Consider the following 21,230-nt stretch of genomic DNA (forward strand, 5'->3'; position numbering starts at 1 on the left):
TTTGACGTTTGTTGACCGTTCCGCGCGTGCCAGGCGGGCGCACGCTGCACTAGACTTCCCGGACTGGCGGGCCGCCCGCCGTCTCACGGAGTCATCATGCGTCTCGAAACCTATCTCTTCTTCAACGGCAACTGCGAAGCGGCGCTCGCGTTCTATCGCGAAACGATCGGCGCTGAAACGCTGTTTTTGATGCGCTTCAAGGACTCGCCCGAAGCCTCCGACACGCCGCCCGACTGGCAGGAGAAAGTCATGCACGCGACGTTTCGCATCGGCGACCGCGAAGTGCTTGCCTCCGACGGCATGAAGGGCGCGCAGTCGAAGGGCTACGCGGGCTTCAGCCTGTCGATCGCCGTCGACGACACCGCATCCGGCGAGAAGCTTTACGCCGCCCTCTCCGATGGCGGCCAATCGCTGATTCCGTGGCAATCGACGTTCTGGACAAAGGGCTTCGGGATGCTCGTCGACCGGTTCGGCGTGCCGTGGATGGTCAGCGTCGCGCATGAGGACGCTGCAAACCCCGCCTGAATCGGCTCTTAACGGAAAAACGGCTGCGCGCCTTCGAGATTCCAGTGCCGCTCGATTTCGATCAGGCGCAGGCGCAGCCGGTTCACCTGTTCGGCCAGGCGCATCGCGAGCCAGTGCATGCCCTGCATGTCGGCCTGCGGATGCGCGACATCGATACCCGGTTTCACTTCCAATTCGTACGCCGCCGCGTGCAGCAAGCCGACACGCCCGAAGCGCAGCGCCCGCGCCATCAGCAAAAGCGTCTGCCGCACGGCGCGCTCCTCGGCGCTGGAATCGGCGGTCAGCACCCGCGCGCTGCCGGCGTCGGACGTCGCCATCATCTCCAGCGCCGCCAGAATCGAACGATGCAGCCGCTGGATTTCTTCGAGCATCGAAACGGGCACGTCGATCTCCTTCGCCACCGAATCCATCAGCGAACGCGATTGCACGAGGCGCTGGCTCAGCACGAGAAAGCGCCGCGTGACCTGCTCGGGGTCGAGCGGCCTGCCTTCGAGGATCGCGGCATAGAGGCGCGCGCATTCGCGCAGGTTGTCGGCCAAGCGGTAACGCCACGAATACGTCGCGTATTGCGGCAGCACGAACGAAAAGCCGAGCGCGATCACGATGCCGATCAGCACGTTCGCCGTGCGCCACAGGCCGACGTCGAACGGCAAGTCGCCGTGACCCGAGACGATCACCATCGTGATCGCGGTCAGCAACGCGACGTAGCCCGCCTTGCCGATCGCGTAGTACGCGCAGGCGCCGGCGATCGCCGACATCAGCACGAACGTCAGCAGCAGCGAGCCGAATACGGCCTGCACGATGATCAGCGACAGCCCGAGCCCCGCGCCCAACAGCGTGCCAAGAGCGCGCTCGGCCGCCTTCTTGCGAATGTTGCCGTGATGCTGCAACCCGCCGATGACGACGAGCAACGTCACCGATGCCCACACGCCATGCGGAATGTTCACGCCGGTCGTGAGCGCGATCGATGCGGCCATCGCGAGCGCGACGCGGATCGCGTGGATGAATTTCGCGTGCTTGTAGCGGTAGTACGGCGACGCCACGACGTGCAGGAAACGCCGTGTGTGGCTGCGGCGGGACGTCGGCGAATCAAGTGAAGGCATGATGGAGGCTCGGCCGCGGGTCTGGGGATCGATTCTACGGCGGCATCAGCTAAAACGCCCGCGACTTGCGTGGCGGGCGTTCTGGTTCATCGCGAGGCGTGCGCCCCGTTCAGTTTTCGACGACGTCGAGATAATCTTCCGGCTTCGTGTGATCGTGGGAACGCGTGAGCCCGATCATGCGCACGAGCACGCTGACGACGATCGACACCACCAGGTTCACCACCAGCGCCCACACCGCCGCATAGCCCGGCACGGCATAGCCGAAGAGATGCACGGTGAAGATCGAGCTTGCGAGCTTCAGCGACACCGCCATCCATGTGCCGACACCGATCCCCACCGCCCAACCGAGCAGCAATCCCCGGTGGTCGAGCACGCGCGTGTAAAGGCCGAGCACCAGCGCGGGCAGCGTCTGGATGATCCAGATCCCGCCGAGCAGTTGCAGTTGAATCGCGTAGGTGAGCGGCAGCGCGAGAATGAACACGACCGCGCCGACCTTGACCAGCAGCGACACCATCTTCGCGACGTTCGTCTCCTCCTCCGGCGTCATGCCGCGATTCACGAACTCGCGATGCACGTTGCGCGTGTAGAGGTTGGCCGCCGCGATCGACATGATCGCCGCTGGCACCAGCGCGCCGATACCGATCGCCGCGAACGCCACCCCGACGAACCACGACGGGAAGTAGTGCAGGAAGAGCGCCGGCACCGCGAAGTTCGGCCCGAACGCCTTGAAGTACGGCGCGTATTCCGGCATGTCCTTCACGCCCGAGGCGAGCGCCATGTAGCCGAGCAGCGCGAGCAGCCCGAGCACCAGCGAATACGCGGGCAACAGCGCCATGTTGCGCCGGATGGTGTTGCCCGAATTCGACGACAGGATCGCCGTCACCGAGTGCGGGTACAGGAACAGCGCGAGCGCCGAGCCGACCGCGAGCGTCGCGTAGGCACTGTAGCCGTTGAGGCTCGCGGCATCGGGCGCTTTCAGCAGCAGCTTGGCCGGCGGGATCGTGCTGAAGATGTGGCCGAAGCCGCCCAGTTGCGCTGGAATGACGATCATCGCCGCGATGATCGTGATGTAGATCAGCACGTCCTTGACGACCGCGATCATCGCAGGCGCCCGCAGGCCCGACGTGTACGTGTACGCCGCCAGGATCGCGAACGCGATGATCAGCGGCAAATCGCCGACGAAGCCCTTCGTGTCGAAGCCGAGGCCGCCGATCACCACTTCGATGCCGACCAGTTGCAGCGCGATATACGGCATCGTCGCGACGATGCCGGTCACCGCGACGGCCAGCGCCAGCATACGGCTGTTGTAGCGCGCGCGCACGAAGTCGGCGGCGGTCACATAGCCGTGACGCTTCGCGATGCTCCACAGCTTCGGGAACACGACGAACGCGAACGGATAGATCATGATCGTATACGGCAGCGCGAAGAAGCCCATCGCGCCCGCGCCGAACACGAGCGCCGGGACGGCCACGAACGTGTAGGCCGTATAGAGATCGCCGCCGAGCAGGAACCACGTGACGACCGTGCCGAAGCGGCGGCCGCCGAGGCCCCATTCATCGAGCTGGGCGAGATCGCCCTTGCGCCAGTGCGCTGCGATGAACCCGAGAATCGTGACGCCGACGAAGAACAGGACGAAAACGAAGGTTGCGGTGGAATTCATCATCGCGAGGCTCCCGGCTTGCGCGTCGGGAGCGCCTTGGTCTTCGAGTAGACGACCGCGGTGATCGCCGCGCTCACCAGCACCCAAAGCAACTGAAACCAGTAGAAAAACGGAAAGCCCCAGAGCTCGGGCTCGATCTTGTTATAGAACGGCACCGAGACGGCCCCGATCCAGGGGATGATCAGAAGCCACAGCCATTTCTTGTTGCGGGGTTGCCCCGTGCCGGTCGCAGCTTCGTGAGCCATGACGGTCTCCTCTATTGTTCTTGGATTTGGTTGAATCCAGCGCGTCGTCGGATAGACAGACCACTGAGCGGCAAGCGTCTCAAAATAACAGGAGGAGTATATGGATGCCTAATACAGGGTCAAGCAGGGCGAACCCGATGCATTCGACAGACTTGAAAGCAACATGTAATACAGCGCACAACGCCTGTGCGCCTGGGTTTCCGGCCTAGATCGCGAAGCGTTCCTGCGTGCCTTCGCTTACATGTTCCGCCGCCGATTTTGCGAGTGCCCGGACCCACTCGCGCGCGGGCAGGTTCAGTTCTTTTTCGACCAGCTTCGCGCGTTTTTCGAGCGCGGCGTATGGCACATCGAGATCCGGACCCGCGAACGCGATCGCCACGCGGTTGCCGTCGTGCACTTCGGGCAACGCGATCACGCGGCCGTCGAAGGCTTCGTTCAGGCGCTTCATGTTGCGCACGAAGCTCGGATGATCGCCGAACAGGTTGATCGTCACGACGCCTGCATCTTGCGTCAGGCACGCGCGGCACGCGCGGTAGAACGACACGCTGTCGAGCACCGGACCGCGCGCGGTGGCATCGTAGACGTCAATTTGCAGCGCGCCGATCGTGCCGTGATTCGCGCGATCGTTCACGAATTCCCACGCGTCCTGCTCGTTGACGATGAGACGGGCGTCGTCGGAGGGAAGCTCGAACATCGTGCGCGCCGCGATCACGACGGCCGGATTCAGTTCGACCGCCTCGACCTTCGCGCGCTTCAGGAACTTGTGGCAAAACTTCGTGAGCGCGGCCGCGCCGAGGCCGAGTTGCACGATGCGCTTCGGCGTCTCGATGAAAAGCAGCCACGCCATCATCTGCTGCGCGTATTCGAGTTCGATGTGATTCGGCTTCTTCAGGCGCATCGCGCCCTGGACCCATTCGGTGCCGAAATGCAGGAAGCGCACGCCGCCCTCTTCCGAGAACGTCACGGGCGCGAAGCGCGGCTTGCGCGGTGTTTCGATGCGCGGGGCGTCGTCGAGATCGTCGTCGGCGCGCTCGCGCTTCGAGCGTTTGTCGTTCCTGTCGTGTTTTTCGTGCTTTTTGCCGCCGAACGCACGTGCTTCGGCGGACGCGCGCTTGATGAGTTTCGTCATGTCGTGAGGATCTCGCGCCACAGGCGCAATTTTTGGTCGAACGTGAGGATAGCATTCGCTGGACAAGACGACGGCAGCACGAGCGTCGTGTACGACGCCGCGCGGATCACGGGCTCGCCTCGCTCAAGGCTCGGCGATAGTGAACCAGAAGTCGAACTTATCAAAGTTGCCCAGCATCTCCTTAAACTTCGCCTTGTCTCCTTCGATGGTCACATCTCCGCTGTCGGTCAGATTGCCCAGTTTTAGCTTGCCAAGCGCAATGTCATCCAGTGCCGAGCGGTTGAGGGTGACCGTGCCATCTACTTTGTCTAACTGTTTGTCCTTGCTGTAATTCATGACGCCATTTTTTACTTTCAGGACATACTGCGCCTTGATATCAGGGAACTTCAGGTTGTAGACGTAGGACTTGTCGCCGACTTTTGGTCCATTCAGATGAATGGCAAGAAAGTCGAGGAACATATCGGTCGTCATCCCGCGAATGATGTCTGGAGAGCTAGTATTTGGCGTCGCCATTTTCTTGACACCGCCGCGCAGTTCCTGCGCTCCCGAGAGATAGAAGTTACGAGCCGGACCCGATTCCGCTTGGTATCCCAATTGTTCCAGCGCGTCCGCCTCGATGTTGCGTGCCGCCTGGTTCCTGGGTTGCGCGAACACGACTTTGTTCGCCACGGTCGCTGCCCACCGATAGTCGCCTTTGGCATATGCTGCCTTGGCCGTCGCAATCATTTTGTCCGCTCCGACCATCTCGACGTATCGCTTCGCCTCTTCGACGGGCGGTAACGGGTTAAAGTCGGCCGGATTGGCATTCCAGAATCCTAGATAAAGTTGGTACGTAGCGCGGACGTTATGTTTGAGATCGCCGTAATAGCCGCGGTTATAAAATTCTTTCGCCAGACTATCCGGCAGCACGAACTGTTCGGCGATCTCATTCATCGTAAGGCCCTGATTTGCCATACGCAGCGTCTGATCGTTGATGTATTTGTATAGGTCGCGTTGCTTTTCCAGATGTTCGACGACGCGGTCGTTACCCCATTGCGGCCAGTGGTGACTGCCGAATGAAACCACCGCGTCGCTGCCCCATAGGTCGATTGTCTGATCCAGCGTACTCGCCCATTTCTGTGCGCTGCGCACCTTTGCGCCGCGCAAGGTAAGGATGTTGTGAAGGGTGTGGTTTGCATCCTCGGCGAGACAGATCGCCTTGAATTGCGGGAAATAGAACAGCATCTCGGCTGGTGCTTCTGTGCCTGGCGCCATCTGAAAGACAACATCGATGCCGTCAACCGTCAGCTTTTCTCCTGTCTTGTCAATAATTTTGGTCGGCTCAAAAAGGGTAATCGTGCCGGCCGCCGTGGTGAGCCCGAGACCACCGCCCACGTTGCCTTCCGGGTCCTTCGGCAGAAGATTGCCGTACATGTACGACGCGCGCCGACTCATCACGTTGCCGGCGAACACGTTTTCGCTGACCGCCTCCTCCATAAAGCCTTCCGGCGCGATCACCGGCACTTTGCCGGCGCGCGCATCCTTTTCATCCACTATCGCTCGTATGCCCGCAAAGTGATCGACATGCGAATGCGTGAAGATCACGGCGGTGACGGGTAGGTTCTCCACCTTGCTATTGATCAGGTCAACGGCAGCTTTCGCGGTTTCCGTGGATGTGAGTGGATCGATTACAACCCAGCCAGTCTTGCCGCGGATGAAGGTCATGTTGGCAAGGTCGATGTTGCGCACCTGATAAATGCCATCGACAACTTTGAACAGCCCGCGAATACCGAGCAATTGCGATTGCCTCCAGAGACTCGGATTAACCGACGCTGGAGCCGGTCCACTCTGCTTCAAAAAGTCATACTGAGAAAGATCGATCACCGTGTTGCCGGCGCTGCCTTTGATAATTGGATTTGGAACGTCGGCGATGAATCCGTGTCGAGCGTCATCGAAATCCTGGGTCTTCGAAAACGGCAGGTAATCTGCTATTGCCTGATTGGCTTTCCGAGTCGCTTCGGTAGCAGGGTTTGGCGCAGCAACACTGACGTCGATGCAGCAGGCGATAGTTAGGACGGCGCAAACCGATTGCAAACGAGATATTCCAAGCATGCGTTGATCTCCGGTCGTGATGGTCAGCGAAAACTAATTTGACGCTGAATTGGACCCGAACACGGACTGGAAAATTGACTGATTTCTTTTTTGGCTGCAGCAGTGCAATCAGTCCAATCCGCGTTATTGGGGGACTCGGCCTCGCTGTCACCCACACGGAGTCGAAATTGCGACACGAGGTAATTTTTCAGTTACGCTCATTCCACTCAAACATGACACCGATATCACAATTTCGAACAAGTGGCATACACGGGCGATTTCGGAGGCAGCAATTGAAGCGGATTAGCCGCTGATGTGATTGGCGGAGCGCAATAGTCGACTTCTTAGCCAACGGACGGATGTCCCGTAGTAGCTCTTACAGACCCCCGCAATCGCCGATGATCGGCGTGGCCATAGCGAACGGCCGTAGAAACTTGAAAACCGCCGCAGAAGTCATTTCCTGTTGAAAGTAGTTCCGGGTCGCAAACCGACGCTCTACTGAGCGTACTCACCTCTTCCGGCCGCATCCAATTTCAATCAGCAATCTGCCGCCACACAGCCAGTTTTTGCTCGAACGACAACATCGCATGCGCCGGACTCGACGACGGTAGCACGAGCGTCGCGTACCCCGCCGCGCGGATCACCGGCTCAAAGCGGCCCGAGGTCTTGCCGTTGAAGCAGACTTTGCGCAGTTGCGGCGCGTGGCGGCGAAAGGAAGCGAAGTCGTTGGGATTCGCGTGGCGGATCGCGGCGTCGAGACTGCCTTTGCGCTCGCACGCGGCGAGCACGTCCCACAGGCCGATGCCGTGCGCGAGCAGGCGTTCGACGCGGGCGTCGTAGGGAAGCTCGTGCAGCGATTCGCCGATCACGGTGCCGACGAGCCGCCAGAACTGATTACGCGGATGCGCGTAGTACTGCGTCGCTACAAGCGACGCGACGCCCGGAAAGCTGCCGAGAATCAGCGTGTGCGTGGCTCCATTGGCGATCGGGGGAAAACCTTGAAGCATCACTTCGCCTCCGCGCGTGTTGCGCGTGTCGCGTGCGAGGTCAGATGCCCGAGCGGACGCGAATGCTCGCGATGCGATTCATGCGGCGTCCCCGGCGACAACAGCCGCGCCCACAACGCGGGCAACATGCATTCGGTGACCATCAGCGGCGCGCGATGCCGCTCGAATACCGATCGGCGCGCGACCAGCGTATGCGCTTTCGCATCATCGATAAGCCCAACAGCAAGCCGATGCAACGCATGTCGCGCCGTCACGCGACGGCTCGCGAGCGCCGAACGCGCGACGCTGCTGTCGCTATAGAGAAGCTCCGCGAGGGGACGCGTGCGCAGCGCGCGCATCGCCTGCCAGATACCCGCGCTGCTATCGAGCGGCACGATGCTGTGCGCCGCGACGAACGCCACGCCATCGACTCTCAGCACGACTTCGCGCACCCAGCAAGGCGTGCGCGGCGCGACGCGCAGCGCGCGCCATTCGTCGGCGAACGGCATATCGACGGCTTCGCGCGTGACATCCACTGTGACCGCGCCGAGCGTGCGCAAATGCGCGGTGAGCGAGCCGCCGCGCGTCAGCCAGTCTTTCTGATCGTCGGTGAGCGTGGGAAGCGGCGCGATGCGCCAGTGGGAATCGACGGGATTGGTGGGGATCGGCATGGCGGTGATTATAAAACCGTCATCCAGTTAGGACGAATCGTATGGAACCAGCCATTTCGGCGATCGAAACTGCCGCGCCGGTCATCGGACGATATGGCCGGTCTCGCATCGCGACAAACGATGCGAGTCGATCAAAAATCGCTTCAAAACTCACTGAGAGGACATTCAATGTCTGACAACAAAAAGCAAACATCCAAAACAGTTGCGCATCTCGCGGCTGAGACGCTGCACGATCCGAAGGCGTCGGCGATTGCGAAAAGCCTCGCGGCTTCCGCGCTTTCGCAATCACACAGCGACAAGCAGACGAGCGCCGAGATGGAACACAAGGCCAGCGAAGTCCTGCATAGCGACAAGTATTCGAAGGAGACAAAGACGCTCGCGGCGTCGGTCCTCGCGCAATCCAACAAGGAACGCAAGCTGAAGTAAAAAAAAACGCGCTGCCGGGGCAACCCGGCAGCGCGTTTTCCGATGGAACGAAGCGCTACTTACCGCGCAAGCAACAACGTATTCGTACGCTTCACAAAACTCGCCGGATCTTCGAGCGAGCCGCCTTCCGCGAGCAACGCCTGATCGAAGAGCAGATGGCACCAGTCGCTGAAATTCGCGCTGTCGCTGTTCAGGCCCTTCACCAGCGGATGCTCCGGATTCACTTCCAGGATCGGCTGCATGCTCGGCGCCTGCTGCCCAGCCGCCTTCAGCATGCGTTGCAGATAGCCGCTCATGTCGCCCTCATCGGCGACGAGACACGTCGGCGAATCGGTGAGACGGAACGTGAGACGCACATCCTTCGCCTTGCCTTCGAGCGCTTCCTTCATCTTCTCGACGAGCGGCTTCATTTCCTCGCCGACCTTGTCCTGCTGCTGCTTTTCCTCGTCGTTCAGCGCGCCGAGATCGAGGTCACCGCGCGCGACGCTCGCGAGCGGCTTGCCGTCGAATTCGTTCAGGAACGACAGCATCCATTCATCGACGCGATCGGTCAGCAGCAGCACTTCGACGCCCTTCTTGCGGAACACTTCGAGGTGCGGGCTGTTCTTCGCGGCCTGCCAGCTATCGGCGGTGACGTAGTAGATCTTCGTCTGCTCGGGCTTCATGCGCGACACGTAGTCGGCAAGCGACACGTTCTGCTCGGCCGTCGCGTTTTGCGTCGACGCGAAACGCACGAGCTTCGCGATGCGCTCGCGATTGCCGAAGTCCTCGCCGATGCCTTCCTTGAACACCTGTCCGAACTCTTTCCAGAAGGTGGCGTACTTCTGCTTGTCCGCCTCTTCCGTCGCCTCCGCCGACGACGACGCGATCTCTTCCAGTATCGACAGCACGCGCTTGGTCACGCCTTCGCGGATCGCCTTCACGTCGCGGCTTTCCTGCAGGATTTCGCGCGAGACGTTGAGCGGCAGGTCCGACGAATCGACCACGCCCTTCACGAAACGCAGATACTGCGGCAGCAATTGCTCGGCGTCGTCCATAATGAAGACGCGCTTCACGTACAGCTTCAACCCGCCGCGATGATCGCGGTTCCACAGGTCGAACGGCGCGTGCTTCGGCACGTACAGCAACTGCGTGTACTCGCTGCGGCCTTCGACGCGGTTATGCGTCCACGCGAGCGGATCGTCGTGATCGTGCGAGAGGTGCTGGTAGAACTGCTTGTACTGCTCGTCGGTGATCTCGTTTTTCGCGCGCGTCCAGAGGGCGCTCGCCTGGTTGACGGTCTCGTCTTCGTCCTTCGTGACCATCTCGCCCTTTTCCGCATCCCACTCTTCCTTCGCCATGAGGATCGGCAGCGCGACGTGGTCCGAATACTTCTGGATGATCGACTTCAGGCGATGCGTGGAGAGCAGTTCGTCTTCTTCAGCGCGCAGATGCAGCGTGATCGTCGTGCCGCGTTGCGCCCGCTCGATGTCCTCGACTTCGAAATCGCCCTCGCCCGCGCTCGTCCAGCGCACGCCGGCGCTTGCCGGCAATCCGGCGCGGCGCGTCTCGACCGTCACCTTGTCCGCCACGATGAAACCCGAGTAGAAGCCCACGCCGAACTGGCCAATGAGCGCGGCGTCTTTCTGCTGGTCGCCGGAGAGCTTCGAAAAGAACTCCTTCGTGCCCGAGCGCGCGATCGTGCCGAGGTGCGAAATCGCTTCCTCGCGGCTCATGCCGATGCCGTTGTCGTCGATGGTGATCGTGCGCGCGGCTTTGTCGATGGACACGCGGATGCGCAGGTCCGAATCGTTTTCATAGAGCGCGCTGTTTTCGATCGCTTCGAAGCGCAGCTTGTCGGCGGCGTCGGAAGCGTTCGAGATCAGCTCGCGCAGGAAAATTTCCTTGTTGCTGTAGAGCGAATGGATCATCAGATGCAGAAGCTGCTTCACTTCTGCCTGAAAGCTCATGGTTTCTTGCGCCACGGTCGGTTCCTCTAGTTGGGTTTTCGGTGGAATGGCAGCGGCGCCGTCAAAGGCGCGCGCCTGGTGCGAATTTGTCGAATCGTGCGACAAATTGGGGCTGACGCGGGATTTTCAAGAGGCGCGGCGAGCGGCCTTGTCGAGATGGCCCGCGAGCATGGCCGGAAGCGCCGGATCGCCGCAATTGGCGATGTTGAAGCGCATCCAGGTGGTCGGCGACTGGTGCGGCGAAAAAAGGCTTCCCGGCGAGAGCAGAAACCCCGCTTCGTGCCCGGCTGCGGCGAGGCCCTCGGAATCGACGCCCGCGTCGGCCCACAGGAACATGCCCGCCGACGGCTCCGAAAAGAGCCGGAAACCGGTGCGCTCCAGCATCCGCGCGGTCTTGTCGCGCACGGTGTCGAGCCGCGCGCGCAGGCGCTCCACATGACGCCGGTAGTGGCCTTCAGTCAGCACCTTGTAGACGACGCGCTCGTTCAGCTCCGGACTCGTCATGCCGACGAGCATCTTCTGGTCGGTGAGCGCCTTTGCCACTTCCGCCGACGCCGCCACGTAACCCACGCGCAGATTCGCCGCCAGCGTCTTCGAAAAGCTGCCGAGGAAGATCACGCGCTTGAGTTGATCGAGGCTCGCGAGGCGCGTCGCCGCGAAGCCGGGCGGGCAGAGATCGCCGTAGATATCGTCCTCGACGACGATGAAATCGTAGGCCTGTGCGAGTTGCAAAATGCGAAACGCCTGCGCGGCCGTGAGCGACGTGCCGGTCGGATTTTGCAGCACCGAATTGATCACGAGCATCTTCGGGCGCCAGGTCTGGACCATCGTTTCGAGCGCGTCGAGATCGGGTCCATCGGGCGTATACGGCATGCCGACGAGCCGCGCGCCCTGCGACGCGAAGCGCCCGAACATCTGGAACCACGCCGGATCGCCGACGATCACCGTATCGCCCGGCTGGACGTAGATGCGCGAAATCAGGTCGATCGCCTGCGTGATGCCGGATACGAGCACGATCTGCTGCGTCGATGCGCCGATCTCCAGTTCTTCCAGCCGCGTCTGCAATTGCTGGCGCAGCGGCAGGAAACCCTGCGGCGTGCCGAAGCCGAGCATCTGCGCGCCGCTCTGGCGGCTCATCGAGCGCAGCGCGTTGGTGAGCAACTCGCCGTCGAGCCACCGTCCGGGCAGGTAGCCGAGTCCCGGCCCCTTTTCCGGGCTGGAGGTATGCAGCATGTTGCGCAGCAGCCAGACGACGTCGATCGTGCTGCGCACCGGTTCGCGCTCCGGCGTGGGGACAACGCTCAAGACGGCCGCCGGGGCTGCCCGGTCGCGCACGTAGAAGCCGGAGCCGCGACGCGAATCGAGATAACCGTGCGCAACGAGTCGCTCGTACGCCTCGACGACCGTGAAACGCGACACGCCTTTGTCGAGCGCGAGCTTGCGGATCGACGGCATGCGCATGCCGGGGCGGAACACGCGCTCGTCGATCCGCCGCCGGCCCCACTGGACAAGCTGATCGACGAGCGTCAGTTGAGGCGCGTCGTGCGGTGCGGGAATCTGGTCGAGAGGTACGGACATGACGGCTCCGTCGTCGGAAAGTTTGAAACGGAATCGGCTGAAAACTGTACCGAATAGTATGTTTCCGATTGTACCGTTACTGTGCAGGTGTTAGGCGCTACATTCGACATTCCCCGAGCGAGCGGGGTCGCCAGAAGGTTTAAGCTAGTGCCCCTATTTTCGTAAGACGGAAAGCCATGACTTCTCTTGCCCTGAAACTCGATCATCTCGTCATTGCCGCGCGCTCGCTCGAAGAAGGCGAACGATTCGTCGTTGCGAAGTTCGGCACGGCGACGGCTGGTGGCGGCGCGCATCCGCTGATGCGCACGCATAACCGGCTGCTGAACCTGTGGGGCGGCGCCTACATTGAAGTGATCGCGATCGACCCGGACGCGTTGCCCGCCGATACCCCCCGCGCGCGGCTCTACGCGCTCGACGATCCCGCGTTGCAGCGGCGGATCGAGGACGGCCCGCAGCTCGTGCACTGGGTGGCGCGCGTGGATCGGCCGAAGTCGCTCGGACGCTGGCGGGCGCAGTATCCCGAGCGCATCGCGCCGGTCGTGCCGATGACGCGCGGCGCGAACACCTGGGGCCTGACCGTCCCCGACGACGGCGCGTTTCCTTCGTGGCAAGGCGTGGGCGATGGTGTCGTGCCCTCGCTGATCCAGTGGGACACGCCGCTGCATCCGTCGACCGTGCTGCCGGAGACGGGCATCGCGCTGCGCTCGCTGACGGGATTTCACCCGCAGGCGGAAATCGTTGCGGAGCAGCTTGCGTGGCTGGGCGTCGAGCATCTGATGCGCGTCGAGGCGACGGTTGGCGCGCCCGCGATCGTCGCGGAGTTTGAACTGCCCGATGGGTCGGTCGTGACGATGGGGCAATCGGCGGAGTCGGTCGAAACGGCGCGGCGCGCGGAAGCGGAGGCGGCCGAGGCGGCGAAGAAGGCGCGTCGGCGGGGGAAGGTGCAACCGCAGGCGCAATTGGTAGACCAACCGCAGGAAGAAGCAGAATCACCGGCCGCTGAAGCCGTATCGCGACCGGACTCGCGCACGTCGCCGGAACCTTCCGACGCCGCCCACCCGCCAGCAACACCGCACCACCCCGAATAACCGGTCACCGGGCGCGTCCCCCGACGACTCACAACGCGCGAAGCGGTCATCCGAACCGCTGCGCTGAAAACTGGAGAACCGCTCGTAATGAAGTCCCGCGAAACCGAAGGCATGCTGCTCGGCCTGATCGGCGTGATCATATTCAGCCTCACTCTGCCGATGACCCGCATCGTCGTGCAGGAAGTCCATCCGATCCTGAACGGGCTCGGCCGTGCGCTCGTCGCGGCGATCCCCGCCGCCGCCCTGCTCGCCTGGCGCCGCGAACGCTGGCCGACGTGGCCGCAGGTCAAGAGCCTCGGCGTCGTCGCGCTGGGCGTGATCATCGCGTTTCCGGTGTTCTCCGCTTGGGCGATGAAAACCGTGCCGGCGTCGCACGGCGCGGTCGTCAACGGGCTGCAGCCGCTGTGCGTCGCGATCTACGCGGCGTGGCTCTCGCACGAGCGGCCGTCGAAGGCGTTCTGGTTCAGCGCGCTCGCGGGCAGCGCGATCGTCGTCGCGTTCGCGTTGCAGGCGGGCGGCGGCGGCTTGCAGGCGGGCGACCTGCTGATGCTCGTCGCGGTCGGCATCGGCGCGCTCGGCTATGCGGAAGGCGCGCGGCTCGCGCGGCAGATGGGCGGCTGGCAGGTGATCTGCTGGGCGCTCGTGCTTTCGGCGCCGTTTCTGGTGCTGCCGGTCGGCTGGCTCGCCTGGGCGCATCACGCCGCGCACCCGGAGCCGCTCGCGCTGCGCACGTGGCTCGCGTTCGGCTACGTGACGCTCTTTTCGCAATTCATCGGGTTCTTTGCGTGGTACGCGGGCCTCGCGATGGGCGGCATCGCGCGCGTCGGACAGGTGCAACTGCTGCAGATCTTCTTCACGATGGCGTTCTCAGCGCTGTTCTTCGGCGAACACGTGGAGGCGTCGACCTGGATTTATGCGGCTGCGGTGATCGCGACCGTTATGATCGGCAGGAAAACAGCCGTGCGTACCGCGCCGCGTGCCACTGTGGCGGCTGCGCCCGTCGCGCGGCCGACGAATTCGAGATGACACCGGCGAGCGGGCGCTCCGCCGCGCCCCGCTGCGGTCGGGCCGACGCAAGCCGTCCGCCCGACGAACTCAAGATGGCGGCCCCGAGCGATAATGGATGTTTTCGAGACGCGCGCCCGAAGTTGTTACGACCGACCACCTGCCGTTGAAGGGCAACGCGCCCGAACGAAATTCAGCCCACTCCAAAAACGCAGCCCCGCTGCACCGAGACGACCGAGGAACCCATGAATCAAGCCGAACTTCGCGCCACGCCCTGGCAACTTTCCGAACGCGCACGCAAGCTGACCAGCTCGGCGATCCGCGAGATTCTGAAGGTCACGGAGCGGCCTGAAGTCATTTCCTTCGCGGGCGGCCTGCCGTCGCCGGCGACGTTCCCCGTCGAGGAAATGCGCCGCGCCTCCGAGCACATCCTGCGCGACCACCCCGCCGCCGCCCTCCAGTACAGCGCGACCGAAGGCTTCATGCCGCTGCGCGAGTGGGTCGCCGCGCGCTATTCGGTGGGCGGCGCGCACATCCGCGCGTCGCAGGTGCTGATCACGACCGGCTCGCAGCAGGCGCTCGACCTGCTCGGCAAAGTGCTGGTCGATCCGTCGAGCCGTGTCCTCGTCGAAACGCCGACCTACCTCGGCGCGCTGCAGTCGTTTTCACTGTTCGAGCCGAACTATGTCCAGGTTCCGACGGATGAGCACGGGCTGATCCCCGAGAAACTCGACGCGCAACTGATCGACGGCGCGCGCCTCCTCTACGCGCAGCCGAACTTCCAGAATCCGACGGGCCGGCGCCTGCCGCTGGAACGCCGCCGCGCGCTCGCGGAATTCGCACAGAAGGCGGCGTTTCCGGTCATCGAGGACGATCCGTACGGCGCCCTCGACTACGCCGGCGCCCCGCTGCCGACCATGTTGTCCATGGCGCCCGATCACATCGTCCACCTCGGCTCGTTCTCGAAGGTGCTCGCGCCGGGTCTCAGGGTCGGCTACATCATTGCGCCCGAGGAACTGCACTTCAAGCTCGTGCAGGCCAAGCAGGCGACCGATCTTCATACGCCGAGCCTCACGCAGCGCATCGTCCACGAAGTCGTGAAAGACGGCTTCCTCGACAAGCACGTGCCGACGATCCGCGCGCTCTACCGCGACCAGTGCGCGGCGATGCTCGCGGCGCTGGAACATCACATGCCGGCCGGGGTCGAATGGAACCGTCCGGAAGGCGGCATGTTTGTCTGGGTGACGCTGCCGAAGCACATCGACACCATGAAGCTGCTCGAAGCCGCCATCGCGGAACACGTCGCCTTTGTGCCCGGCGGGCCGTTCTTCGCGAACGACCCCGAGCACAACACGCTGCGCCTCTCGTTCGTGACGGTGCCGCCGGCGAAGATCAACGAAGGCGTCGCGAAACTCGGCGCGCTGATCCGCGCGCGCCTGTGACCGGCGCGCTTTGAACGTTCAACGCACTTCAACCCGTATCCAGGAGTCTCAGATGGCCGAATCGAATGTCTACGACAAACTGAAGGAACTCGGCATCGAATTGCCGACCGCGGGCGCGCCCGCCGCCGCCTACGTGATGAGCGCGCAGAGCGGCAACACGGTGTATCTGTCGGGCCATATCGCGAAGAAGGACGGCAAGGTGCACGCGGGCAAGCTCGGCGCCACCCTCTCGACCGAGGAAGGCAAGGCCGCGGCGCGCGCCATCGCGATCGACCTGATCGCGACGCTGCATGCGCACGTCGGCGATCTGAACCGCGTGCAGCGCATCGTCAAGGTGATGAGCCTCGTCAATTCGACGCCCGATTTCACCGAACAGCATCTGGTGACCAACGGCGCGTCGGAACTGATCGCCGATGTGTTCGGCGAACGCGGCAAGCATGCGCGCTCGGCGTTCGGCGTCGCGCAGATTCCGATGGGCGCGTGCGTCGAGATCGAGATGATCGCGGAAGTCGCTTGATACAGCGCTGAAGTGCCCAGGATTTGCCCCGAAGCCCGGCCTCTTGATTTTTGAGCGCCGGGCTTTTTCATGCCCTCACTTCACACGATCACGCCGATGACCACCCGCACGGTTCGCTTCAAGCAAGTCGATGTCTTCACGACGGTGCCCTTCAAGGGCAACCCGCTCGCCGTCGTCTTCGATGCCGACGACCTCTCCACCGAATCGATGCAGGCCATCGCGCGCTGGACGAATCTCTCCGAAACGACGTTCCTCCTCCGCCCGACCGACCCCGCCGCCGACTATCGCGTGCGCATCTTCACGACCTCGCGCGAATTGCCGTTCGCCGGCCATCCGACGCTCGGCACGGCGCACGCGCTTCTCGAAAGCGGCTACGCGCCGAAACACACCGGGCGACTGGTGCAGCAATGCGGCGTCGGACTCGTGCCGATCGTCGCGCGGGAGGAAGGCGCCTGGGCGTTCGCCGCGCCGCCCGCGCGCATCCGGTCGTTAAACGATGCGCAGCAACAACAGCTTGCGGCCGCCTTCGGCTCCGACGTAATCGATTTCACTGCACCGCCCTGCGCGGTCGATAACGGCGTGCCGTGGCTCGTCACGCGCGTGAACTCGGCGGCCAATTGCCTCGCGCTCAAGCCCAACCGAGACGCGATGACCGCACTGATGGCGGCCTCGGGCACGCTAGGCTTGGCGGTCTACGGCCCGTATCGTGACGCCGCCCCGGCAACGTTCGAGTTGCGCGCCCTCCTGTTCGGAGAAGAAAACACCGAAGACCCGGTCACAGGCAGCGCCAATGCGGCGCTCGCGTGCCTCCTGACGACGCAGAATCGCAGGCCGGGCCCGTCGTTCACGGTGCGTCAGGGCACGGCGATCGGTCGCGACGGCCGCATCTCCATTGCATATGACGACACAACCGGACAAGCCCAGACCTGGATCGGCGGCCACACGGTGACGATCGTCGACGGAAGCATCCGCCTTTGACGCGCCACGAGCACACGCGTATACCCCGTCAACAACTATGCTTCCTTAATTGGGAAGCCTTCAGTAATATCTGAACAATCAAGGACCGGAAAGACGCGGGCGCATTGGGCTCAGGACAAAAGCGGTACACGAAGGCCATGCAGGCGGCGTGGCCTGCGCCTCAGCGCAAACGTGTGCCACGACCATGCAGGGCGCGCATCGGGGGATCGACGCACCGTGCACCAACAAGAGCCATTCGCGATAGCGTCACCATATCGCTCGAGGTGAACTGAGGTGAACACCTGTCGTCGGCCCGAGTCTCCATAACATGCACCGGCTTTATTCAGTAGCGCAGTCGAGCGTCACGCACGTCGCGCCGCGGGGCCCACGGACACAAGCGAGCTCATGAGAACACGGCCCAAAGTGCCACGTGATGGCATAGAGAGCGGCATGCCGCCCCGCCGGCGGCGGGCGCTGCTCGTCATCCCCGTGCTCGGAACGCTCGTGCTCGTTCTCCTGTGGACGGTGATCTTCGCGCGGCTGTCGGTCGAGAAAGAAGCGACGACGCATGAATCGATGGCATCGGCCGCGATCCTTTCTTCAGCACTCGAACAGCACACGATCAAGGCGATTCATCAGGTCGATCAGGTCACGCGCTTCGTCAAGTACGAGTATGAAAAGTCGCCGGACAACTTCAACCTGATTGGCACGGTGGAAAAAGGCGTCGTGCAAAGCGACACGCTCGTGCAGGTTTCACTGATCGACGAATACGGCACGCTCGTCGCCAACACCGCTGACCCGCATCCGAAACCGATCGACCTCTCCGATCGCGAGCACTTCAAGATCCACGCGCATTCCAACGACGATCTGCTCTACATCAGCCGACCGGTGCGCGGACGCGTCTCCGGCTTGTGGACGCTGCAGATCACGCGGCGCCTGAATCACCCGGACGGTTCGTTCGCGGGCGTGGTCGTCGTGTCGGAAGACCCGGCGTACTTCACCAGCGACTTCTACAACGTGGCGTCGATCGGGCGCGAGGGCGTGATCGCCGTCGTCTCCGACAACGGCTCCGTGCTCGCGCGCAACACGGGCGGCGGCGCGGCCGAAGGCTCGGCGACATCGCCCGCGCGCACCGACACGCGCACGCCCGCCGAGCGCGCCCACGGCGACTTCACCGCGAGCGGCGTCTACCCGACGTCCGATCACGCATCGGGCATCTACGTCGATCCGATCGACAACGTGAAGCGCATCGTGTCGTATCGCCATATCGATGGCTATCCGCTCGGCGTGCTGGTCGGTCTATCGGTGAAGGAAGAGTTCATCGACTACAACCACACGCGCAACGTTTATCTCCTGATGGCGACGTTCATCTCGCTCGCGATGCTCGGCTTCTTCGGCGTCGCGACCGGACTGATCGGCAAGCTGCTCGGCCGCGAGCGCGAGATGACGCATCTCGTCGAATTCGATCTGCTGACGGGGCTGCGCAACCGCTATTCGACACTGCAGGCGCTGCGCCAGGACGTCGCCGATTCCGGCAACCTCGGCCATCTCGCGCTGCTCTTCATCGATCTCGACAACTTCAAGACCGTGAACGATACGCTCGGCCACAACGCCGGCGACATCGTGTTGCAGATGACGGCATCGCGGCTCGCGGAGACGGTCGGCGAGAACGGGCGGCTGTCGCGCATCGGCGGCGACGAGTTCGTCGTGGTCGTCAAGGGCGAGGAGGTGGAACGGCGCGCGGTCGAACTGGCCGAGGCGATCTCGAACATGTTCGCGACGCCCTTCGACGTGCGCGGCAGCGCGTTCGTGCTGCACGCGAGCATCGGCATCGCGCTCTTTTCGGTGTCGAACGAGAGCGAGATCGATCTGCTCAAGAAGGCCGATCTCGCGATGTACAGCGCGAAGGACTCGGGCAAGAACTGCTATCAGTTCTATTCGCCGCATCTGTCGCATCGCGCCGATCATCTGATGAAGTGGGAGCAGCAACTGCGCGTCGCGCTGACGGAGCGGCAACTCTTCCTAGCCTATCAGCCGAAGATCGATCTGGCGCGGCGCTGCATCACCGGGTTCGAAGCGCTCGTGCGCTGGAACCATCCGCAGCACGGGCTGATTCCGGCCAACGAGTTCATCCCGGTGGCGGAATCGACCGGGCTGATCGTGCCGGTCGGCGATTTCGTGATTCATACCGCGTGCATGCAGCTCGCACAATGGCAGCGCGACGGCTATACGGGGCTGTCGCTCGCGGTCAACATCTCGGCGGTGCAGTTCTGGCGCGGCGACTTGCTGGAAACCGTCGCGCGCGCGATCAGCGAGAGCGGCATTCCCGCCGACAAGCTCGAACTGGAAATCACCGAGACGGTGATGATGGAATATCCGGAGCTCGTGCAGGAGAAGATCGCGGTGTTGAAGCGGCTCGGCGTGCGCATCGCGCTGGACGATTTCGGGACCGGCTATTCGTCGCTGTCTTATCTGAACCGCTTTTCCGTCGATACGCTCAAGGTCGATCGCTCGTTCATTCAGGCGATTCCCGAAGACCGGAGCGTCTGCGTGATGGTGTCGGCGATCATCAATCTGGCGCGATCGCTGGGGCTGACGGTCGTCGTCGAAGGGACGGAGAAGGAAGAGCAGATCCAGTGGCTCGCCGCGCTCGGACCGATCGAGGCGCAAGGCTTTCTCTTCTCGCGCCCCGTTCCCGCCGATGGCGTGCAGGCCTTGCTCGACCGCTTCGGCGTGTGCGGCTGGCCGGCGGGCAAGGCGCCGCGTTCGCGCGACGGGCTCGGCGAGGAGCCTTCGAGCACGGCACTTACCGACGAGCGCGGCGGCTAGGTAAAGTCAAGTCAAGCTCAGCGCGGCGCCGCGAAGCCGTTGAAGAACGCCCGGGCATTCGCCTCCAGGCTTTCGATGTGATACCCGCCTTCCTGCACGATCAGCGTCGGCAACCCTAGCCCGCCGATCGCGCCGCCCAGCCGCCCGAAGCCTTCCGTCGTAACGGCGACCATCGCCTGAGGATCGTCCTTGTAGATGTCGAAGCCGAGCGCGAGCACCAGCGCATCCGGCTGGAAGCGCCTGACGGCCCGCGACGCCGACTCCAATTGCTCGAAGAACACCTCTTCGCTCGAACCGTGCGGCATCGGCAGGTTGAGGTTGTAGCCGTCGCCCTCACCCGCTCCGCGCTCTTCCTCGAATCCCGCCACGGCCGGATAGAAGTTCGTCGGGTCGCCGTGGATCGAGACGTACAGCACGTCGTCGCGGCCGTAGAAGATTTCCTGCACGCCCTGGCCGTGGTGCATGTCGGTATCCAGGATCGCCACGCGGCCGAAGCGCTCGCGCAACACCTGCGCGCCGATCGCCGCGTTGTTCAAATAGCAGAAGCCGCCCGCCGCCTCCGCGCGCGCGTGATGGCCGGGCGGACGGCACAGCGCATAGGCTTCGCGCGCACCTTCGTTGATCGCGGCGGCGCCTGCCACCGCGCTTTGCGCCGACCAGTACGCGGACGTGTACGTATGCGCGCCCACCGGGCAACTGCCATCGGCGAGATAGCGCGCGGCCTGACCGAGCACCCCGCGCAACGGATTGCCCTCGCGGATATAAACGTTCGACATCACTTCGTCGCCCCAGTCCTGCGGGATCTTCTTCCACTCGGCGTGCGCTTCTTCGAGAAAGCGCAGATAGTTCATGCCGTGCACGGCGGAGAGCGGCGCATGGCCGAAGTCTGCGGGCTCGCGGACATCGAAATCGAGCGACTTCGCCGCTGCAACGAGTCGCAACGCGCGCTCGGGGATTTCCTGCGGCGAGCGCATCTGGCCGCGCGACAGATAGCTGCGCGGATGGTGTTTCAACTGTTCGGGATGGAAGTAGGTCAGCATCGTGTTCCTC

General features: G+C 63.2%; 17 protein-coding genes and 2 pseudogenes. 8 read left to right on the plus strand and 11 right to left on the minus strand.

Annotation, left to right across the window (positions count from 1 at the left end; genetic code table 11):
* The first annotated feature begins 96 nt into the window (after nucleotides 1-96).
* Nucleotides 97-525 carry a VOC family protein gene (locus tag AWB65_RS16520; RefSeq protein ID WP_087668188.1) on the plus strand — a complete coding sequence of 143 codons (429 nt, stop codon included), beginning with the start codon at nucleotides 97-99 and terminating at the stop codon, nucleotides 523-525.
* Nucleotides 526-533: 8 nt separating this feature from the next.
* On the opposite strand, the gene AWB65_RS16525 is transcribed toward AWB65_RS16520, so the two are convergent.
* The 8 genes and pseudogenes from AWB65_RS16525 to AWB65_RS16560 form a co-directional block, all read right to left on the minus strand.
* Nucleotides 534-1,628: an FUSC family protein gene (locus tag AWB65_RS16525; protein WP_087668189.1), complete on the minus strand. Its 1,095-nt coding sequence runs from the start codon at nucleotides 1,626-1,628 to the stop codon at nucleotides 534-536.
* A 109-nt stretch (nucleotides 1,629-1,737) separates the two neighbouring features.
* Nucleotides 1,738-3,288: a monocarboxylate uptake permease MctP gene (gene mctP, locus AWB65_RS16530; RefSeq protein ID WP_087668252.1), complete on the minus strand. Its 1,551-nt coding sequence runs from the start codon at nucleotides 3,286-3,288 to the stop codon at nucleotides 1,738-1,740.
* Nucleotides 3,288-3,533 (minus strand): DUF3311 domain-containing protein, encoded by a 246-nt coding sequence (locus AWB65_RS16535; RefSeq protein ID WP_087668190.1) that lies wholly within the window; start codon nucleotides 3,531-3,533, stop codon nucleotides 3,288-3,290. Before AWB65_RS16535 ends, mctP begins: the two co-directional genes overlap by 1 nt.
* Nucleotides 3,534-3,738: 205 nt before the next feature.
* Nucleotides 3,739-4,662 carry a class I SAM-dependent methyltransferase gene (locus AWB65_RS16540; RefSeq protein ID WP_087668191.1) on the minus strand — a complete coding sequence of 308 codons (924 nt, stop codon included), beginning with the start codon at nucleotides 4,660-4,662 and terminating at the stop codon, nucleotides 3,739-3,741.
* Nucleotides 4,659-4,784, minus strand: a pseudogene (locus AWB65_RS36965) (DNA-deoxyinosine glycosylase); the annotation flags it as partial. The pseudogene AWB65_RS36965 and the gene AWB65_RS16540, both read right to left, overlap by 4 nt.
* A gap of 1 nt (nucleotide 4,785) precedes the next feature.
* Nucleotides 4,786-6,753, minus strand: a complete 1,968-nt coding sequence (locus AWB65_RS16550; RefSeq protein ID WP_087668192.1) for an alkyl/aryl-sulfatase — start codon at nucleotides 6,751-6,753, stop codon at nucleotides 4,786-4,788.
* 512 nt (nucleotides 6,754-7,265) lie between these two features.
* Nucleotides 7,266-7,739, minus strand: a complete 474-nt coding sequence (locus AWB65_RS16555) for a DNA-deoxyinosine glycosylase (RefSeq protein WP_200821733.1) — start codon at nucleotides 7,737-7,739, stop codon at nucleotides 7,266-7,268.
* The gene (locus tag AWB65_RS16560; protein ID WP_087668194.1) at nucleotides 7,739-8,389 is read right to left on the minus strand and encodes a chorismate--pyruvate lyase family protein; all 651 of its coding nucleotides are present in this window, start codon (nucleotides 8,387-8,389) and stop codon (nucleotides 7,739-7,741) included. Before AWB65_RS16560 ends, AWB65_RS16555 begins: the two co-directional genes overlap by 1 nt.
* 168 nt (nucleotides 8,390-8,557) lie before the next feature.
* Here AWB65_RS16560 and AWB65_RS16565 point away from each other — a divergent pair, with 168 nt between their 5' ends.
* Nucleotides 8,558-8,815 (plus strand): hypothetical protein, encoded by a 258-nt coding sequence (locus AWB65_RS16565; protein ID WP_087668195.1) that lies wholly within the window; start codon nucleotides 8,558-8,560, stop codon nucleotides 8,813-8,815.
* Between the two features lie 59 nt (nucleotides 8,816-8,874).
* On the opposite strand, the gene htpG is transcribed toward AWB65_RS16565, so the two are convergent.
* Together htpG and AWB65_RS16575 are read right to left on the minus strand one after the other, a co-directional pair.
* Complete coding sequence (gene htpG, locus AWB65_RS16570; protein WP_087668196.1) at nucleotides 8,875-10,779, minus strand: molecular chaperone HtpG; 1,905 nt, start codon at nucleotides 10,777-10,779, stop codon at nucleotides 8,875-8,877.
* A gap of 111 nt (nucleotides 10,780-10,890) precedes the next feature.
* A complete protein-coding gene (locus AWB65_RS16575) occupies nucleotides 10,891-12,342 on the minus strand; it encodes an aminotransferase-like domain-containing protein (protein WP_087668197.1) in 1,452 nt (483 codons plus the stop codon).
* Nucleotides 12,343-12,518: 176 nt separating this feature from the next.
* Here AWB65_RS16575 and AWB65_RS16580 point away from each other — a divergent pair.
* The 6 genes and pseudogenes from AWB65_RS16580 to AWB65_RS16605 all read left to right on the plus strand — a co-directional run.
* A pseudogene (locus AWB65_RS16580) lies at nucleotides 12,519-13,181 on the plus strand (VOC family protein); the annotation flags it as partial.
* Between the two features lie 336 nt (nucleotides 13,182-13,517).
* Nucleotides 13,518-14,456, plus strand: coding sequence for a DMT family transporter (locus tag AWB65_RS16585; protein WP_087668199.1), 939 nt, complete (start codon nucleotides 13,518-13,520; stop codon nucleotides 14,454-14,456).
* Between the two features lie 224 nt (nucleotides 14,457-14,680).
* Entirely contained in the window at nucleotides 14,681-15,877 is a 1,197-nt protein-coding gene (locus AWB65_RS16590) for an aminotransferase-like domain-containing protein (RefSeq protein WP_087668200.1), read from the plus strand.
* A 52-nt stretch (nucleotides 15,878-15,929) separates the two neighbouring features.
* Nucleotides 15,930-16,394 (plus strand): RidA family protein, encoded by a 465-nt coding sequence (locus AWB65_RS16595; protein WP_087668201.1) that lies wholly within the window; start codon nucleotides 15,930-15,932, stop codon nucleotides 16,392-16,394.
* A 96-nt stretch (nucleotides 16,395-16,490) separates the two neighbouring features.
* Nucleotides 16,491-17,372, plus strand: coding sequence for a PhzF family protein (locus AWB65_RS16600; protein ID WP_087668202.1), 882 nt, complete (start codon nucleotides 16,491-16,493; stop codon nucleotides 17,370-17,372).
* 429 nt (nucleotides 17,373-17,801) lie between these two features.
* Nucleotides 17,802-20,180, plus strand: a complete 2,379-nt coding sequence (locus AWB65_RS16605) for a bifunctional diguanylate cyclase/phosphodiesterase (protein ID WP_235007649.1) — start codon at nucleotides 17,802-17,804, stop codon at nucleotides 20,178-20,180.
* Nucleotides 20,181-20,197: 17 nt separating this feature from the next.
* Here AWB65_RS16605 and AWB65_RS16610 read toward each other — a convergent pair whose 3' ends face one another.
* Entirely contained in the window at nucleotides 20,198-21,220 is a 1,023-nt protein-coding gene (locus tag AWB65_RS16610; RefSeq protein ID WP_087668204.1) for a histone deacetylase family protein, read from the minus strand.
* Nucleotides 21,221-21,230 lie beyond the last annotated feature (10 nt).

Source organism: Caballeronia humi (assembly GCF_001544475.1).
Lineage (GTDB): Bacteria > Pseudomonadota > Gammaproteobacteria > Burkholderiales > Burkholderiaceae > Caballeronia > Caballeronia humi.

Coding starts and splice junctions, on each gene's coding strand:
- AWB65_RS16520 (WP_087668188.1), top strand. CDS start 97: ATGCGTCTCGAAACCTATCTCTTCTTCAACGGCAACTGCGAAGCGGCG.
- AWB65_RS16525 (WP_087668189.1), bottom strand. CDS start 1,628: ATGCCTTCACTTGATTCGCCGACGTCCCGCCGCAGCCACACACGGCGT.
- mctP (WP_087668252.1), bottom strand. CDS start 3,288: ATGAATTCCACCGCAACCTTCGTTTTCGTCCTGTTCTTCGTCGGCGTC.
- AWB65_RS16535 (WP_087668190.1), bottom strand. CDS start 3,533: ATGGCTCACGAAGCTGCGACCGGCACGGGGCAACCCCGCAACAAGAAA.
- AWB65_RS16540 (WP_087668191.1), bottom strand. CDS start 4,662: ATGACGAAACTCATCAAGCGCGCGTCCGCCGAAGCACGTGCGTTCGGC.
- AWB65_RS16550 (WP_087668192.1), bottom strand. CDS start 6,753: ATGCTTGGAATATCTCGTTTGCAATCGGTTTGCGCCGTCCTAACTATC.
- AWB65_RS16555 (WP_200821733.1), bottom strand. CDS start 7,739: ATGCTTCAAGGTTTTCCCCCGATCGCCAATGGAGCCACGCACACGCTG.
- AWB65_RS16560 (WP_087668194.1), bottom strand. CDS start 8,389: ATGCCGATCCCCACCAATCCCGTCGATTCCCACTGGCGCATCGCGCCG.
- AWB65_RS16565 (WP_087668195.1), top strand. CDS start 8,558: ATGTCTGACAACAAAAAGCAAACATCCAAAACAGTTGCGCATCTCGCG.
- AWB65_RS16575 (WP_087668197.1), bottom strand. CDS start 12,342: ATGTCCGTACCTCTCGACCAGATTCCCGCACCGCACGACGCGCCTCAA.
- AWB65_RS16585 (WP_087668199.1), top strand. CDS start 13,518: ATGAAGTCCCGCGAAACCGAAGGCATGCTGCTCGGCCTGATCGGCGTG.
- AWB65_RS16590 (WP_087668200.1), top strand. CDS start 14,681: ATGAATCAAGCCGAACTTCGCGCCACGCCCTGGCAACTTTCCGAACGC.
- AWB65_RS16595 (WP_087668201.1), top strand. CDS start 15,930: ATGGCCGAATCGAATGTCTACGACAAACTGAAGGAACTCGGCATCGAA.
- AWB65_RS16600 (WP_087668202.1), top strand. CDS start 16,491: ATGACCACCCGCACGGTTCGCTTCAAGCAAGTCGATGTCTTCACGACG.
- AWB65_RS16605 (WP_235007649.1), top strand. CDS start 17,802: ATGCCGCCCCGCCGGCGGCGGGCGCTGCTCGTCATCCCCGTGCTCGGA.
- AWB65_RS16610 (WP_087668204.1), bottom strand. CDS start 21,220: ATGCTGACCTACTTCCATCCCGAACAGTTGAAACACCATCCGCGCAGC.